Annotated in this window: 11 protein-coding genes; 6 read left to right on the top strand and 5 right to left on the bottom strand. The window is 63.3% G+C overall.

Features of this window, described 5'->3' with window-relative positions:
- The first annotated feature begins 52 nt into the window (after nt 1-52).
- A complete protein-coding gene (locus tag BN2476_RS04230) occupies nt 53-1612 on the top strand; it encodes a DHA2 family efflux MFS transporter permease subunit (protein WP_087732905.1) in 1560 nt (519 codons plus the stop codon).
- Nucleotides 1613-1723: 111 nt separating this feature from the next.
- Here BN2476_RS04230 and BN2476_RS04225 read toward each other — a convergent pair whose 3' ends face one another.
- On the bottom strand, nt 1724-3388 hold the full coding sequence (locus BN2476_RS04225; protein ID WP_087732904.1) for a tetratricopeptide repeat protein: 1665 nt from the start codon (nt 3386-3388) through the stop codon (nt 1724-1726).
- Nucleotides 3389-4076: 688 nt separating this feature from the next.
- Here BN2476_RS04225 and mprF point away from each other — a divergent pair.
- From mprF to BN2476_RS04205, 4 genes are all read left to right on the top strand, one after another.
- Complete coding sequence (gene mprF / locus BN2476_RS04220) at nt 4077-6668, top strand: bifunctional lysylphosphatidylglycerol flippase/synthetase MprF (RefSeq protein ID WP_087732903.1); 2592 nt, start codon at nt 4077-4079, stop codon at nt 6666-6668.
- Nucleotides 6665-7942, top strand: a complete 1278-nt coding sequence (locus BN2476_RS04215; RefSeq protein WP_087732902.1) for a virulence factor family protein — start codon at nt 6665-6667, stop codon at nt 7940-7942. The genes mprF and BN2476_RS04215 overlap by 4 nt, the downstream gene beginning before the upstream one ends.
- Nucleotides 7943-8632: 690 nt before the next feature.
- Entirely contained in the window at nt 8633-10939 is a 2307-nt protein-coding gene (locus tag BN2476_RS04210) for a xanthine dehydrogenase family protein molybdopterin-binding subunit (protein WP_087732901.1), read from the top strand.
- Nucleotides 10927-11409, top strand: coding sequence for a (2Fe-2S)-binding protein (locus tag BN2476_RS04205; RefSeq protein ID WP_087732900.1), 483 nt, complete (start codon nt 10927-10929; stop codon nt 11407-11409). The genes BN2476_RS04210 and BN2476_RS04205 overlap by 13 nt, the downstream gene beginning before the upstream one ends.
- Nucleotides 11410-11430: 21 nt before the next feature.
- On the opposite strand, the gene BN2476_RS04200 is transcribed toward BN2476_RS04205, so the two are convergent.
- Nucleotides 11431-11784 carry a BON domain-containing protein gene (locus BN2476_RS04200; protein ID WP_087732899.1) on the bottom strand — a complete coding sequence of 118 codons (354 nt, stop codon included), beginning with the start codon at nt 11782-11784 and terminating at the stop codon, nt 11431-11433.
- A gap of 204 nt (nt 11785-11988) precedes the next feature.
- Between BN2476_RS04200 and BN2476_RS04195 the strand changes: the two genes are divergently transcribed.
- Nucleotides 11989-13161 (top strand): 4-hydroxybenzoate 3-monooxygenase, encoded by a 1173-nt coding sequence (locus BN2476_RS04195; protein WP_087732898.1) that lies wholly within the window; start codon nt 11989-11991, stop codon nt 13159-13161.
- Nucleotides 13162-13185: 24 nt separating this feature from the next.
- Here the strand turns inward: BN2476_RS04195 and BN2476_RS04190 are convergent, their stop codons facing one another.
- Genes BN2476_RS04190 through nikC form a run of 3 tightly spaced genes read right to left on the bottom strand, consistent with a single transcriptional unit; the run spans nt 13186 to nt 15747 of the window.
- Nucleotides 13186-13953, bottom strand: a complete 768-nt coding sequence (locus BN2476_RS04190; RefSeq protein WP_087732897.1) for an ABC transporter ATP-binding protein — start codon at nt 13951-13953, stop codon at nt 13186-13188.
- Entirely contained in the window at nt 13950-14831 is an 882-nt protein-coding gene (locus BN2476_RS04185; RefSeq protein WP_087732896.1) for an ABC transporter ATP-binding protein, read from the bottom strand. Before BN2476_RS04185 ends, BN2476_RS04190 begins: the two co-directional genes overlap by 4 nt.
- Nucleotide 14832: 1 nt before the next feature.
- Nucleotides 14833-15747 carry a nickel transporter permease gene (nikC, locus tag BN2476_RS04180; RefSeq protein ID WP_087732967.1) on the bottom strand — a complete coding sequence of 305 codons (915 nt, stop codon included), beginning with the start codon at nt 15745-15747 and terminating at the stop codon, nt 14833-14835.
- Between the last annotated feature and the right edge of the window lie 22 nt (nt 15748-15769).

Genomic DNA, 15769 nt, shown 5'->3' with positions numbered 1-15769 from the left:
ATTGGTCAGATAAAAGCCGCCAACCGATAGAAAACTTTGGATTTGAACTGACATGAATCCCTCGACGCAACTTTCACCGCCACCGCTCACAGGCGGCAAGCTGGTCCTCGCGACGATCGCCGTCGCGCTGGCGACGTTCATGAACGTGCTCGATTCGTCGATTGCGAACGTCGCGATTCCGACCATCTCCGGCAATCTTGGCGTGTCCGTCGACGAAGGCACGTGGGTGATCACGCTGTTCTCGGCGGCCAATGCCGTCGCGATTCCGCTGACGGGCTGGCTTACGCAGCGCGTCGGGCAGATCAGGCTGTTCGTCGCCGCGATCGTGCTGTTCGTGTTCTCGTCGTGGCTGTGCGGCGTCGCGCCGAACCTGATCGTGCTGCTCGCCGCGCGCGTGTTGCAAGGCGCCGTCGCGGGTCCGCTGATTCCGCTATCGCAGTCCATTCTGATCGGCTCATATCCGAAGGAAAAAAGCTCGACGGCGCTGGCGCTGTGGGCGATGACGGCGACGGTCGGCCCGATTGCGGGTCCGGCGCTCGGCGGCTGGATCACCGACAGCTACAGCTGGTCGTGGATCTTCTATATCAACGTTCCCGTCGGCCTGTTCGCCGCCGCCGTGACGTGGATGATCTATCGCGACCGCGAATCGCCGACACGCAAGCTGCCCATCGACAAGGTCGGCCTGATGTCGCTCGTCGTATGGGTCGCGTCGCTGCAGATCATGCTCGACAAGGGCAAGGATCTCGACTGGTTCAGCTCGCCCGTGATCTGCACGCTCGCGGCCATCGCGGCGATCAGTTTTCTGTTCTTCCTGATCTGGGAGTTCACGGAGAAGAACCCGGTCGTCGATATCCGGCTCTTCGCGGTGCGCAATTTCCGCGGCGGGACGATTGCGATCTCGGTCGCGTATGCGCTGTACTTCTCAAATCTCGTGATCCTGCCGCAGTGGATTCAGGGCTATCTCGGCTATCGTTCGGTAGATGCGGGCCTCGTGACGGCGCCCCTCGGGATCTTCGCCGTGCTGCTCGCGCCCGTGATGGCGAAGATCATGCCGAAGTCCGACGCGCGCGTGCTCGCGACGCTCGCTTTCATCGGCTTCGCAGGCGTGTTCTTCATGCGCTCGAACTACACGACGGGCGTCGACCCATGGACGCTGATTCTGCCGACTCTGCTGCAAGGCATTCCGACTGCGCTGTTCTTCGTGCCGCTGACGGCCATCATCCTGTCGGGCCTGCCCGCCGACAAGATTCCGGCAGCAGCGGGTGTGTCGAACTTTGTGCGCGTGTTCGCGGGCGGCGTGGGCACGTCGCTCGTCACGACGGGCTGGAACAACCGGACCATCCTGCACCATGCGCAACTCGCGGAGCAGTCGAGCGTGAACAACCCCGCGTACACGAACGCGATCGCGAACGTGCACGCGACGCTCGGCGGCAGCATGGATCAGGCCGTCGCGTTCTTTGAGCGGTCGCTGAATGCACAGGCCGCGATGCTCGGGCTGAACGACATCTTCTGGCTGTCGTCGATGATCTTCATCGTGATCATTCCGCTGATCTGGCTGACGAGGCCCGCCAAGGGCGGCGGTGGCGGCGCGGCAGCGGCGGGCGCGCATTGAGCCTGAGCCGATTGAGCCGATCGCGAGCGCACGTGTGAAGCCCCGGTCCAATCAATAGACCGGGGCTTTTCGCTGAAGCCGAACGCGTCGGTGGCAGCGACAGTCAAGCGCTCAGCCTCGCTGCGGCGCGACGGTCTTGCGAACGGGATCGACAGCGGGTGTTGCGTCATGCGGCGCCCGCGTCGCGTCGATGTTCTTCACTTCGATGATGCCAGCGCCGCGAGCCTTGACGCTGTTCGTAGGCGCAGTGGTTGGCAGCATCAACTCGGGCTTGTTGCACGCTTTCGCGCGCGCTTCGGGCTGCATCGCGACGGGCTGCATGTCAGTCGAGTCCTTGTCCGCGCCCGCTGTGATCTGCGCGTCGCTGCATCCCCACGATTCGAGCAGCGAGCGCGCCATTCCCGTCGAGCATTGCGCGCGGCTGCGCGTGATGCGCGCCGCAACCTTCATGAACGCGCTGTCGTGCAGCGCTTCGAGCCGCTCATACGCGCGCCCGGCATCGTCGATGTTCAGCGCAACGGCCGTGCGATACGCATCGCGTGCTTCGTCCATTGCGGCGGGCGAAACGAGGCTGGTCTTGCTCGACGGCAGACGCAGCGCGTCGCCGAGATTCACATACGCTTCCTGATAGCCGGGATTCTTCGCGATCGCGATCCGCAGTTCGTTGACGGCGGCGGCGCGATAGTCGATGTACTCGGTGCCCGGCTGCATCGAAGCACCCGCGAGCGCAGGCATCTGCGCGAGCCCGAGCCACGCGCGGGCGAGTGCGTTGTGCGCGGGCGCGTAGTCCTTGTGCAGTTGAACGGCGCGCTTGAGCACCTCGGCGGCGTGCTGGTAGCAGCCCATGTCGGCGAGCGCGACGCCCCAGTTGTAGTACGCCCACGGACGCACCTTCTTCCACGCATGCAGCTCGCCGCTCATGTCGACGATGCGGCGCGCGTGCCGGATCGAGCCTTCGTAATCGCGCGTGTAGGTGTCGAGCTTCGACAGCGCGAGCAGCGCCCACGCGGCGTCCTCTTTCGATGCGCCCGACGCGTCGCGCCCCGAGCCCGCCGCGAGTTGTTCGAAGCGCTCGCGCATGTCGTCGAACTGGCAAGGCGCGTCGCCCGCGTCACCCTTCAAGCAGCGCTTCTGCTCCATCTGCGTCAGATACGACGCGTACAGCAGCGGGCTCTGATGCTGAAGGATCGTCATCGCGGCTTGCCGCAGCGCTTGCGTGAGCGCTTGCGATTCGCTCGATGCATCGGCGTACGCGGCCGCTTCGGACGACAGGCCGTTGCCGAGCGCGACGGTGCGTCCGTCGGGATCGCGCAGCGTGAGCATCATCGCGAACGACGACGGCGTACCGACGACCGTGCCATACACCGACGAGTCGCGCTTGAGCAGCGTGCGCGCGAATTCGATCAGCGGCCGGATCGACAGGCCGGTGCCGGGCACCGTGATGTCGGGCAGCTTGAACTCGGACAGGACGTGCTCGGTATCGTTTGCGGGCGTGACGGATTCGGCTTCCTTGCGCAGATCGCTGAGCGTATCGACGAGCAGATGCTGCAAGGTCTGATCGGTGTAGCCCCGGTGCTTGAAATCGTCGGAGACCTCGATCGGCTCGACGAGCGTCATCGGATCGAACCAGGCGCCGCACAGCGCGATGATCCGCGGCCCAAGATAGAACGCCGCGACGAGGACGAGCGGAATCACAATGCCGAGATACAGCACGTGGCGGCACAGGAACCGTATCGCCCAGATCAACGCGGCGAGCGGATTGTCGAGAGATTTCACGGGGGTCTCCTTGCGTTGCGCTGCGATTGGCGCACCTGTCACAAGGCATCGAACATGCCAATTCGTCTGAGACTGGAAGAAACAGGGCCAGGCGGGCGCCAGAGCGCAAGGGTGTTGGGAGGCGGGCAACGATCTTCAGGCAGGAGTTGGACCACGGGCACCACACGGCATTGATTTAACAGTTGCCGCCCGGTCTGCTTTCACCATCCGTATGGCAATGAAAGCGGGAGGAATGTCAAATAAGGGTAAACGTAAGGACAAATCTGGTATCGTGCGCGCGGGCTCGATCAGTCTGAACGCGAAAACCCGCATCGCCGGGATTTGTTCCAACCGGTACATCAGCCGGCCCCGCGCCGGCCGAAGAGCAAGCTTCCATGCGGGTCGGCATGTTGCCGTCCGTCATGGGGCAGCGTCCGGTCAGGACAAATTGTCGTCGGGAAGATCCGCCTCAATGTCAGGCCGAATGCCGGCCACATCAGGATTTCTTAAGCGAAAACCGCAAAAAATCGTCTCCGGGTTCCTCCCGGTGTCAACCTTTTGGGCAAATTGCCGTTGTCCGTTTGTAAAGAGTTGAAACAGGCGAAGTCAGGGCGGCCATCGCCCCCCGGTTCGCTCCGAAATCCAACCTTATTCGATGCGGACGCAACGAGACCATTGCTGCGCATCGTGGCAACACCCGAATTCATCCATGTCTGACCAACCCCGTTTTTCGAGCCGCGCTGCCGCGCTGCTTCAGCGAACGTGTGCCACGCTTGGCAGCCGGCGGCTGCTGTCGCCCGTGATGTCGCTGGGCGTCTGCGTGCTGCTCCTGATCGTTTTCCAGCATCTGTCGCAAGCTGTCGACTATCGCTCGGTGATCAGCCACCTGCGTCATCTGACGGCGGGCGAATGGTCGGCCGCGCTCGGCGCGACCGTGCTCAGCTATATCGCTCTCGCGGGCCGCGATGCCGTCGGGCTGCGCTACGTCGGCAAGACGGTGCCGCGCGCGGCGCTCTGGATCGGCGCGACGGCGGGCTCGGCGCTCGGCAACGTGACCGGCTTCGGCGCGCTGACGGGCGGCGCGGTGCGCGCGCGCGTGTACGCCGTCGCCGACGTGACGCCCGCGCAGATCGGCCGCATGACGGTCTTCACGAGCGTTTCGCTTGCGCTCGCGCTCGTCCTGATGACGGCGCTCGGCATGCTGTGCGATGCAACGACGCTCGCGCCGATGCTCCACAGCCCGACAGGCGCGCTCGCATGGGGCGGCGCGGGGCTGTTGACGCTGCTCGGGCTCATCACGCTCGCGTGCAGCAAGAACACGCGGCAAATCCGCACGCGCTGGAGTTGGCTCGCGTTCGATGTGCCGTCGCGCCGCGACTTCATCGCGCAAGTGCTGCTCGCCGCGCTCGACGTGGTTGCCGCCGGTCTCGCGCTGTGGGCGCTGTTGCCGCACACGGACGTGAGCTTCGTGTCGTTCATCACGATCTACGCGGCTGCGATGCTGCTCGGGCTGATCGGTCATACGCCGGGCGGCGTCGGCGTGTTCGAGGCGGCGATGGTGTTCGCACTCGGCGGCAGCGTGCAGACGCACTACATGGTCGCCGCGCTGCTCGCCTATCGCGCGATCTATTTCGGCTTGCCGCTGATCGTGTCGGCGGGACTTCTGGCCGGCTTCGAAGGACGCGCGCTGAAGAAGCATCTGCCGCTGCATCATGCAGCCACCGTATCGCAGCTTGCGCCGCTGTTTCTGAGCCTCGTGACGTTCGTCGTCGGCGGCATGCTGGTGATCTCCAGCGCGACGCCCGCCTTTTGGTATCGCATCGCGATCCTGCGGGACTTTCTGCCGCTGTGGGTGCTCGAAGGCTCGCAGATGCTGTGCAGCCTCGTCGGCGTGGCGCTGCTGTTCGTCGCGCGCGGCCTGTCGCGGCGTCTCGATGCCGCGTGGTGGCTCACGCTCGGTCTCGTTGTCCTGAGTCTCGCGCTGTCGCTGACAAAGGGTCTCGCGTTCGTCGAAGCAGGCGTGCTGTCCACGTTGATCGTGCTGCTTCTCGCGACGCGCTCGCGCTTCAACCGCCGCTCGTCGCTCTTTGCCGAGCCGTTCACCGCTGCCTGGCTTGTGTCGGTGATGATGGTGCTGATGCTCGCGGTGTGGGTGATGCTGTTCGCGTTCCGCGACGTGCCTTATACGCGCGACCTGTGGTGGCAATTCGCCTTCGACGAACGCGCGCCGCGCGCGTTGCGCGCGACGCTTGCGGCCAGCCTGTTCGCGGCGACGTTCGCGTTCTGGCAATTGCTGCGCCCCGCTGCGGGCCGCTTCGTGATGCCGGCGAAGCAGGATCTCGAGGACGCAGCCCGCATCTTCCGCGCGCAGGAACGCAGCGACGCCGGTCTCGCGCTGATGGGCGACAAGAGCTTCCTGTTCTCCAAGTCGCGCCAGGCCTTCCTGATGTACGCGAAGTACGGTCGCACGTGGGCCGCGCTGCACGATCCCGTCGGTCCGCGCTGCGAGTGGGCCGAGCTGATCGGCGAGTTCGTCGCGCTCGCGCATGCGCATGGCGGGCGCGCTGCGTTCTATCAGGTGCGCGCGAACGCGCTGCCGCTCTATCTCGACGCGGGTCTCACGCTGATGAAGCTCGGCGAGGAAGCGCATGTCGTGCTCGACGAATTCGATCTGAAGGGCTCGCATCGCGCGCATCTGCGCTATGCGTTGAAGCGCGGCGAGCGCGACGGCTTCACGGTCGAAGTGATCGAGCCGGCGCGCGTGCCCGAATCGATGGAGACGCTGCGCACGATCTCCGACGTGTGGCTCGACAGCCGCGATGCGCGCGAAAAGAGCTTTTCAGTCGCCGCGTTCACGGAGGACTATCTGGCTGCGCAATCGGTGATGCTCGTGCGTCAGAACGGCGAGCCCGTCGCGTTCGTCACGTTCATGACGACGGATCTGAACACGGAAGCGACCGTCGGCGTGATGCGCCACGTGCCGCAAGCATCGCCGTACGCAATGGAGTACCTGTTCACCCAGCTCGCGCTGCATCTGAAGCACGCGGGCTTCCGTTCGCTGAGTCTCGGCATGGCGCCGTTCTCCGGCATGTCGCCGACGCCGCTCGCGTCGCGCTGGCACCGGCTCGCGGGCATCGTGTGGCGCTTCGGCGGCCGCTTCTACAACTTCCGCGGACTGCGCGCTTTCAAGAGCAAATTCCAGCCTCAATGGGAGCCGCGCTATCTCGCTGCATCGGGGTCTGTCGGCGTGTTCTTCACGCTCGCGGATCTGTCATTGCTGGCAGGGGGCTGGCGTTCATGATCAAGCAAAAGTTTTACCGGCTCGCCGCACTGGCGAGCGTTTCGCTGTGCTCGCTCGCGGGCATCGCGCCGACGGCGCACGCATTTGAAACGGTGTCCGGCGGCCGTTATGGGCAGGTCACGGTGACGAAGCCCGCAGGCGAAGTGCACGGCTTCGTTGTGATGTTCTCGCGCGAAAGCGGCTGGAGCGCTGCGGATCAGCAGGCCGCCGCCGCGCTCGCGAAGAACGGTGCAATGGTGGTCGGCGTCGATACGAAAAAGTACGCGTCGAATCTCGCCGCGCAGAAAGAGACTTGCCATCAGATCGTAGGCGACGCGGAGGCCGTCAGTCATCAGCTCGAACGCCAGGTGCAGTCGAATCGTTACTTCATGCCGATCGTCGCTGGCTCGGGCCAGGGCGCGACGCTCGCGATGGCAGTGCTCAAGCAGGCGGCGGAGAACACCGTGGCGGGCGCCGTGTCGGTCGCGGCGCAGAGTAGTCTCGACAAGCGTTTCAACCCCTGCCCGCCGGACCCGACCATCACCCACGGGCCTGGCTTGCCCGGCTTTGTCGAAACGGATGCTAACGCTTCCGCCGGCACGCAGCGCATCGTCGATCTGACGACGCCGCATCTGCGCGTTGCGCCGATGAAGGAAGAGGACGTCTCCGATCTGCCGTTGATCGAACTGCCCGCCGCGCATCCGAACGGCCTGATGGCGATCGTGATCTCAGGCGACGGCGGCTGGCGCGACCTCGACAAGACGATCGCCGAAGAGCTGCAGAAAGATGGCGTATCCGTGATCGGCTGGGACAGCCTGCGTTACTTCTGGTCCGAGCACTCACCGCAACAGACGAGCCACGATCTCGCGCGTGTGCTGCAAACGTACACGACGCGCTGGCATGCGGAACACGTCGCGCTGATCGGCTATTCGTTCGGTGCCGACGTGATGCCGTTCGCGTACAACCGCTTGCCCGATGCGATGCGCGCGAAAGTCTCGCTGATTTCGCTGCTCGGCTTCGCGCCCGCAGCGGACTTCCAGATTCGCGTGACGGGCTGGCTCGGCATGCCCGCCAGCGACAAGGCGCTGAAGGTGAAGCCCGAGTTCGAACGTCTGCCGCCGCGGATCGTGCAGTGCTTCTATGGCGAGCACGAAGAAGATACGCTGTGCCCGACGCTCACGAAGACGGGTATCGAAGTGATCCGCACGTCGGGCGATCATCATTTCGGGCATGACTACGCGGCGCTCGAAAAGCGTATTCTCGGCGCACTGAAAAAGCAGGCTGGCGGCGCTTGATATCGCGTTTGGTATCGTGCTCGATATCAGCTTGATGGCGAATGCAGCGCGGCGACTGTGGATGAACGACAGTCGCCGCGCTTGCGGTGGAACGCGTGGGTGTGTTCCGCTTCTTCGAATATCGGTTGCGGCCGCGATGGCCGCATGAGTTGTGCGTCCTCAGTGAAAAACCAAATACAGAATCACGAGGACGATAAGCGGCACACCTAGCAACCAACCGATCAGATAAGCCATTTCTTTTCTCCCTGTGCGACTGCCGAGACCAGGCGGTCGTCGTGACACAGCGCTTGGCAGAGATCGATGCAAGCGATATGCCACTGGGTTTTGATTGCGATGCAGCATGGCGCTGTATCTGCGCTAAGGCTCTGATGCGGCTTGGCTCGAGCGCTTATTCATGGCGATTCCACGCGCATGTGTTTTGCGCATTGCGTTCGTTTTCCACGGGCGGGCAATGCGGGTTTTGCCGCACTGTCGCAATCCTTTCAATCTCTATTGGCTTTTTCATCAAGTGCGCCGCAATTCGGCGAATGCGCACTAATATGATCTTTGACCCGATTGAATTGGCGCTTTTCGAACAGGTAATGGAAGTACACAGCGGCGCATCGTCGGCAGGTGAGTTCACAGATTTTCAGTTGAGCCGCGACTGGTGCGTTTTACTGGTGTCCGTGCTGTATTCCTCTGAGAGATGCCATGCTGAAGCGTCGAACCTTCCTGCTGGGCGGTGCGGGTGCGGTCGGCGCGCTGATCGTCGGATGGTCGGCGCTGCCGCCGCGTCAGCGGATCGTCGCATCGGCGACCGTGCCCGTGCGGCCAGGTGAAACGGCGCTCAGCGGCTACGTGAAGATCGCCAACGACGACACCGTCACCGTGATGATGTGCCGGGCCGAGATGGGACAGGGCGTGCACACAGGGCTTGCGATGCTGGTGGCCGAGGAACTCGATGCGGACTGGCGCGACATCCGCGTGGCCCATGCGCCGATCGACGGCATCTATAACAATGTCGAGAGCGTCGTCGGCGATCTGCCGTTTCGTCCCGACGAAGACGGCGTCATCAAGGAACTCGCGGTATGGCTTGCGCGCAAGCTCGCGCGCGATTTTGGCACGTCGATGACGGGCGGCTCGTCGACCATCAACGATCTCTGGCAACCGATGCGCGAGGCCGGCGCATGCGCGCGTGCAATGCTGATTGGCGCGGCCGCCGAAATCTGGAGCGTGAAGGCGTCGGAGTGCCGCGTCGAAAAGGGCAAGGTGCTGCACGGCTCGGGGCGCAGCGCATCGTTCGGGCAACTCGCCGCCGAAGCCGCGCGCCAGCCGCTGCCGCGCAAACCCGTGCTGAAGGACCCGGATACCTTCAAGCTGATCGGCAAGCCGCTCACGCGTATCGAAGCGCCTTCGAAGATGGACGGCACCGCGCGCTTCGGCATCGACGTGCTGCCGGATGGCCTGCTGTACGCAAGCATCGCGATGTGCCCGACACTCGGCGGCACGGTGCGCAAATTCGACGGCTCGGTGGCGGCGGCGCTGCCGGGCGTGCAGCGCGTATTCGCTGTCGATGCGTACAACGGCGGCACGGGCGGTGTTGCCGTGATCGCGGACAACATGTTCGTCGCGATGAATGCGCTCGACGTGCTGTCGATCGAATGGAACGACGGCGCGACCAAAGGGTTGAACAATGCAGCCGTGGTGGAGCGTTTGTCGCAGGCGCTCGACGAGAGCGACGGCCACGCATGGTACAGCCACGGCGACGTCGATGTCGCGCTGGGCCGCGCCGCGCGAATCGTCATGGCCGAGTATCACGTGCCCTATCTCGCGCATGCGGCGCTCGAGCCTTTGAACTGCACCGCGCAAATCAAGGACGGCACGGCAACGGTTTGGGCCGCGACCCAGGTGCCCGCCGTCGCGCGCATGCATGTCGCGAAGCTGCTGGGCATTGACGCCGGGCAGGTCGATTTGCAGCAGCAACTGATAGGCGGCGCGTTCGGGCGCAGGCTCGAAGTCGACTTCATCGTGCAAGCGGTGGCGATTGCGCGCGAAGCCAGCGGACGCCCGGTGCAAACGCTCTGGACGCGTCCGCAGGACATGCGCCACGACTTTTATCGGCCCGCCTGCCTGTCGCGTTTCAAGGCGGGACTCGGCGAGCAGGGACAACTGATCGCGTGGCATAACGCATCGGTGAGCCAATCGATCGTCACGACGTGGATGGCGCGCAATTACTACATCCCCGACATCGGCCTCAATCTGGACAAGACCGTTTCCGAAGGTGCGTTCGATCAGCCTTATGAAATGCCGAACGTGTGGATCGGGCAACGCACGATCGATTTGCCGATGCCCGTCGGCTTCTGGCGTTCCGTTGGGCATTCGCATCAGGCGTTCTTCATCGAGAGCTTTATCGACGAACTGGCCGCCGCCGCGCACAAAGACCCTGTCGCGTTTCGTGCGAATCTCCTGGCGCGGCATCCGCGGCATCTGGCGGTTCTGCAGAAAGTGGCGAGCATGTCCGGATGGCATGCGCCCCTCGTATGGTCCGAAAACGGTATCCGGCATGCGCGCGGCGTCGCGCTGCATGAAGCATTCGGCAGCGTGGTCGCGCAGGTCGTCGACGTGTCGATGGAAGCGGGCAATGCGTTGAAGGTAAACCGCGTGTTTTGCGTGATCGATTGCGGTCTGCCCGTCAATCCGAATCTGATCAGGCAGCAGGTGGAAGGCGCGATTGTATTTGGCCTTTCCGCCGCGCTCAAGGAAGAAATCACGCTCGACGACGGCGCAGTGGTCGAGAGCCTCTACAGCGAATTCGATGTCGTGCGCATGGACGAATGCCCCGACATCTGCGTCGAGATCATGCCGTCCAAAGGACATCCGCAAGGCGTCGGAGAAGCCGCGCTGCCGCCCATCGCGCCCGCCGTCGCGAATGCGCTGTTCGCACTGACGGGCATGCGCTTTCGCACGTTGCCGTTCAAAGTGAAGCTGTACTCCGGGAGTACAACATGCTCAAGCTGAACATCAACGGCAAGACGGTCGACGTGTATTCCGATCCCACGACGCCGCTGCTCTGGGTCTTGCGCTGCGAACTGAAGATGACGGGCACGAAGTTCGGTTGCGGCGTCGGCGTGTGTGGAGCGTGTACGGTTCTCGTCGGCAAGGAAGCGAAGACTTCTTGCCAGGAAAAGCTCTCCGATATCGGCGCCAATGATGTGACGACAATTGAAGGATTGCACGGGCCGCAAGCGCGTGCGCTGAAAGAAGCGTGGACGCGTATCGACGTCGTGCAGTGCGGCTATTGTCAGAGCGCGCAGTTGATGGCCGCGAGCGCGCTGATCCTCAATAATCCGCATCCGAACACGAAGGATATCGACTGCGCGATGCACGGCATCATTTGCCGTTGCGGCACTTATCCGCGCATCAGGCAGGCGATTCTCGAAGCAACGGGGCAGGTCAGGAGCAACGCGAGTCCCTGCGAGAAGGGCTAAGAGACGGGGCTAAAAGAAGGGCTAATACCCTTTGTTGTAGAGCGTCAGATGATTGCTCACCGACGTCACGCCCGGCACGCCCTTCGTCACGTCCGCCGCCTGCTGGATCTGCGGACCATCGGGCACGCTGCCCGATAACGTGACCGCTCCGTCGCGTGCCTTCACATACACATTCGACACATTGAAATTGGGCGCTTTCGCCAACGCCTTACGGACATCGCGAGCCAGATTCTTGTCCGACGGCGTCGCCTTGCCCGAATGCGCAGCCGGACTCGACGACATCGACATGCCATCGCTGGCCTGCGCGTGGACGTTCGGCATCGACGTCAAGCATCCCACGGCGACAAGCAGCTTCACGACATTGCGTGCTTTCATGATTGCCCTCTGTTCGGCTTCGCATCGTGAATCAAAGATAGTCAACATTCCGCTTCGGATAAAGCCGCTCATACGAATAAGGGGAAACCCGCAGCTGTCGATTATCGCGAGTGGAGATATCGCTTATTCGTGCTATTGCGTTGCTCGATAAAAGCGTGGCCTGCACACTTTGACGCAAAACAAGACAATTATCAGGAGACACATATGCGTACGCAAGTCGGCATCATTGGCGCGGGTCCTGCGGGACTGCTGCTCTCTCATCTTCTCCATTTGCAAGGCATCGATTCCGTCGCGCTCGAATCGCGCAGCCGCGAGCAGATCGAATCGACGATACGCGCGGGCGTGCTCGAACAGGGCACGGCGGATCTGCTCACGGAAACGGGCGTCGGCGAGCGCATGAAAGCGGAGGGCGCGCTGCATCATGGCTTCGAACTCGCGTTCGAAGGCAAGCGCCGGCGCCTCGATCTCACTGGATTGACGGGCAAATCGATCACCGTCTACGCGCAGCACGAAGTGATCAAGGATCTGGTTGCCGCGCGCATCGCCGCGCAAGGCGCACTGCATTTCGAAGTGTCGGACGTATCGCTGCATGACATCGAAAGCGGCGCGCCGAGCATTCGCTACCGGCATCAGGGCGAAGCCCGCGAACTCCATTGCGATTTCATCATCGGATGCGACGGTGCGCAGGGCATTTCGCGCAACGCGATTCCTGAAGCGCTGCGCCGCGATTATCAGCGTGTCTATCCGTTTGCGTGGTTTGGCATTCTCGTCGAAGCGCCGCCGACGTCGGATGAACTGATCTACGCGCGCCATGAGCGCGGCTTCGCGCTCGTCAGCACGCGTTCGCACCACGTGCAGCGCATGTACTTTCAATGCGATCCGGAAGATACCGTCGATCACTGGTCCGACGATCGCATCTGGGCCGAAATGCACGCGCGCGTCGATTCGGACGAGGGGCACAAGGTGATCGAAGGCAGGATCTTCCGAAAGAACATTATCGGCATGCGCAGCTTTGTCTCGACGACGATGCAGCACGGCCGGCTGTTCCTTGCCGGCGACGCGGCGCACATCGTGCCGCCGACGGGTGCGAAGGGTCTCAATCTCGCGGTCTCCGACGTGCGCGTGTTGTCGGAAGCACTTCGAGCGTTCTACAAGCAAGACGGCACCGATCTGCTGGCTCGCTATAGTGAAACGGCGCTCAAGCGCATCTGGCGCGCCGAGCATTTCTCGTACTGGATGACGCGCATGATGCACCGCCTCGACGATGCATCGCCGTTCGAGCAGCAGTTGCAGGTCGCGGAACTGGAGTACGTGACGACGTCGCGCAGTGCTGCGATGTCGATGGCCGAGAACTATGTCGGCACGGCACCCGTGTAAGCGGCGCGGGTCGAGCGAGAACGCTCAGCCTTCCGTGTCGATCCCCAGCGCCTCGACGGCCTTGCGCTGATAACCGCCCGTCGCAAGCAGCAGGCTGCGCGAATACTCGTTGTCGACCTGCTGCGCGCGAATTTGCCCGATGTCGAGTTCTTCGACGATTTCGCCGTTGCGCATGATGGCAACGCGCGAACACAGAAAGCCCACGACGGCGAGATTGTGGCTCACGAGAATCATCGTCAGATCGCGCTCGCGATGCAGGCGCTTGAGCAGATTCAATATCTCCGCCTGGACGGAGACGTCGAGTGCTGACGTGGGTTCGTCTAGCAACAGCACACGCGGCTCGACGATCAGCGCGCGCGCAATCGCCACACGCTGCCGTTGGCCGCCCGACAACTGATGCGGATAGCGAAAGCGAAACGACGCATTCAGTCCCACTTCGCGCAGTGCATTGACGATACGTTCTTCATGCTGGCCGATTCCATTGATGCGCAACGGCTCGCGCAGTGTCTGGTCCACAGTGAAGCGCGGATGCAGCGAGCCGTACGGGTCCTGAAACACCATCTGCACGTTGCGCTTTCTCTCGTATTCGCCTTGCTGCTCGACTCGCACGGTCCCTTGCGCGATAGGCGAAAGGCCGCTTAGCGCGCGAAGAATGGTCGACTTGCCCGAGCCCGATTCGCCGACAAGCCCGAACACTTCGCCGCGCGCGACATGAAAGCTCGCGTTGCGGACGGCGTCGACGGTGCCCGCCGCCGTCTTGAAGCGCACTGTCAATGCATCGACGTCGATCATGCGGACGCTCCTTGCGCATCGTCGAGCCATGCGGGATCACGCGACAGAACGGGCAGTTCGGCGGGCGGATCGGCAAGCGGCGGATTGGCGGCGAGCAGGCCACGCGTGTACGGGTGTTGCGCATGCACGAGATCGCGCGCCGCACACGTTTCGACGACACGGCCCGCATACATCACGACGACACGATCGCAGAACGACATCACGAGCGGCAGATCATGGCTGATAAAGATGAGGCCAGTATCATGTTTCGCAATCATCTCGTCGAGCACGGCGAGTACCTGCATCGACACCAGCACGTCGAGCGCGCTGGTCGGCTCGTCGGCGATCAGCAGGCGCGGTCCCGTCGACACCATCATCGCGATCATCACACGTTGCCCCATGCCGCCCGAAAGCTCGTGCGGATACGAATCCGCGACGCGCTCGGGATTGCGGATATGCACCGCTTCGAGCGCCGCGACGATCTTTTCGCGCATCGCGCGGCGGCCCAGTTTCGGGTCGTGCAGCGCGAACGCTTCGCGCATCTGCCGCGCGACGGTCATCACGGGGTTCAGCGAGTATTTCGGGTCTTGCAGGATCATGCCCATTTGCTGACCGCACAGTTGGCGGCGCCTGTCGGCGCGCATCGTCAGCAGATCGTGCCCGTCGAAGCGCAATGTTTTCGCCGTGCAGTGCGCGGCGGGCGGCAACAGGCCGAGCAGCGCGCGGCCCGTCAGCGACTTCCCCGAGCCCGATTCGCCGACGATGCCCAGGCGCTCGCCCTTGCGCAGACTCAGCGAGAGTCCGCGCACCGCTTCGTTCAACGTGCCGTCGTGCATGCGAAACGCGATGCGCAGATCGTCGATCTCGCACAGCGGGGAGGTCGTTTCGTTCGTGCGCATGTCAGTCTCCATGACGCGGATCGAAAACGTCGCGCAGCCCGTCACCGAGCAGATTGAATGCGAGGCTCACGAGCAGGATTGCAAAACCCGGTATCGTCGCGACCCACCATGCGTCGAGCAGCACGTTGCGGCCCGACGCGACCATGAAGCCCCATTCGGGACTGGGCGGTTGTGCGCCGAGCCCCAGAAAGCCAAGACCCGCGACGGTCAGAATGATGCCCGCCATGTCGAGCGTAGCGCGCACGATCACCGACGACGAACACAGCGGCACGATATAGCGCAGCAGAATGCGCAGATTCGAGGCGCCTTGCAGGCGCGCAACGTGAATGAAGTCGGCTTGCACGAGCCTCAACGTTTCGGCGCGCGCGAGACGCGCGTAGGCGGGCCACGCGGTAATCGAAATTGCGATCACCGCATTGAACACGCCCGGGCCGAGTGCTGCTGCAAAAGCGAGCGCGAGCACGATCTTCGGAAACGCGAGCGCAATGTCAGTCACGCGCATCAGCACGTTATCCACCCAGCCGCCGAAGAAGCCCGCCGTTGTGCCGATCATCAAACCGATCGGCACGACGACCACGACGACGAGAATTGCAATCGACAGCGTGAGCCGCGATCCATAGATCACGCGCGAGAGAATGTCGCGGCCGAGTTGATCGGTGCCGAGCCAGTGAGAGGCCGAACCGGGTGGCAGCAGGCGATCCGACAATATCTGCCTGAGGGGATCATGCGGCGCGATCCACGGTCCGATGATCGCGACGATCACGAGCAGCGCGAGGATCGACAGGCCGAATACCGACAGCGGATTGCCCGCGAAGCGCCGCCAGCGCCGATACGCGAGACCGAGCGCCGCCTGTCTGCGCGAAGCGGGCGTATCGGTCAGCAGCCATGCTCTGAGCGTCGGGCGCGACGCGTTCATCGGCCAGTCCTGCTTCGAGCGG

Origin of the sequence: Paraburkholderia piptadeniae, assembly GCF_900007165.1 — a bacterium.
GTDB lineage: Bacteria > Pseudomonadota > Gammaproteobacteria > Burkholderiales > Burkholderiaceae > Paraburkholderia > Paraburkholderia piptadeniae.
Note: the sequence above shows the minus strand (reverse complement) of the source record. Positions and strands in the feature narration are given on the sequence as shown.

What these genes read in the sequence shown, in the direction of transcription:
- mprF (WP_087732903.1), top strand. Translation starts at nt 4,077, where the DNA reads ATGTCTGACCAACCCCGTTTTTCGAGCCGCGCTGCCGCGCTGCTTCAG.
- nikC (WP_087732967.1), bottom strand. Translation starts at nt 15,747, where the DNA reads ATGAACGCGTCGCGCCCGACGCTCAGAGCATGGCTGCTGACCGATACG.
- BN2476_RS04210 (WP_087732901.1), top strand. Translation starts at nt 8,633, where the DNA reads ATGCTGAAGCGTCGAACCTTCCTGCTGGGCGGTGCGGGTGCGGTCGGC.
- BN2476_RS04190 (WP_087732897.1), bottom strand. Translation starts at nt 13,953, where the DNA reads ATGATCGACGTCGATGCATTGACAGTGCGCTTCAAGACGGCGGCGGGC.
- BN2476_RS04200 (WP_087732899.1), bottom strand. Translation starts at nt 11,784, where the DNA reads ATGAAAGCACGCAATGTCGTGAAGCTGCTTGTCGCCGTGGGATGCTTG.
- BN2476_RS04195 (WP_087732898.1), top strand. Translation starts at nt 11,989, where the DNA reads ATGCGTACGCAAGTCGGCATCATTGGCGCGGGTCCTGCGGGACTGCTG.
- BN2476_RS04215 (WP_087732902.1), top strand. Translation starts at nt 6,665, where the DNA reads ATGATCAAGCAAAAGTTTTACCGGCTCGCCGCACTGGCGAGCGTTTCG.
- BN2476_RS04205 (WP_087732900.1), top strand. Translation starts at nt 10,927, where the DNA reads ATGCTCAAGCTGAACATCAACGGCAAGACGGTCGACGTGTATTCCGAT.
- BN2476_RS04185 (WP_087732896.1), bottom strand. Translation starts at nt 14,831, where the DNA reads ATGCGCACGAACGAAACGACCTCCCCGCTGTGCGAGATCGACGATCTG.
- BN2476_RS04230 (WP_087732905.1), top strand. Translation starts at nt 53, where the DNA reads ATGAATCCCTCGACGCAACTTTCACCGCCACCGCTCACAGGCGGCAAG.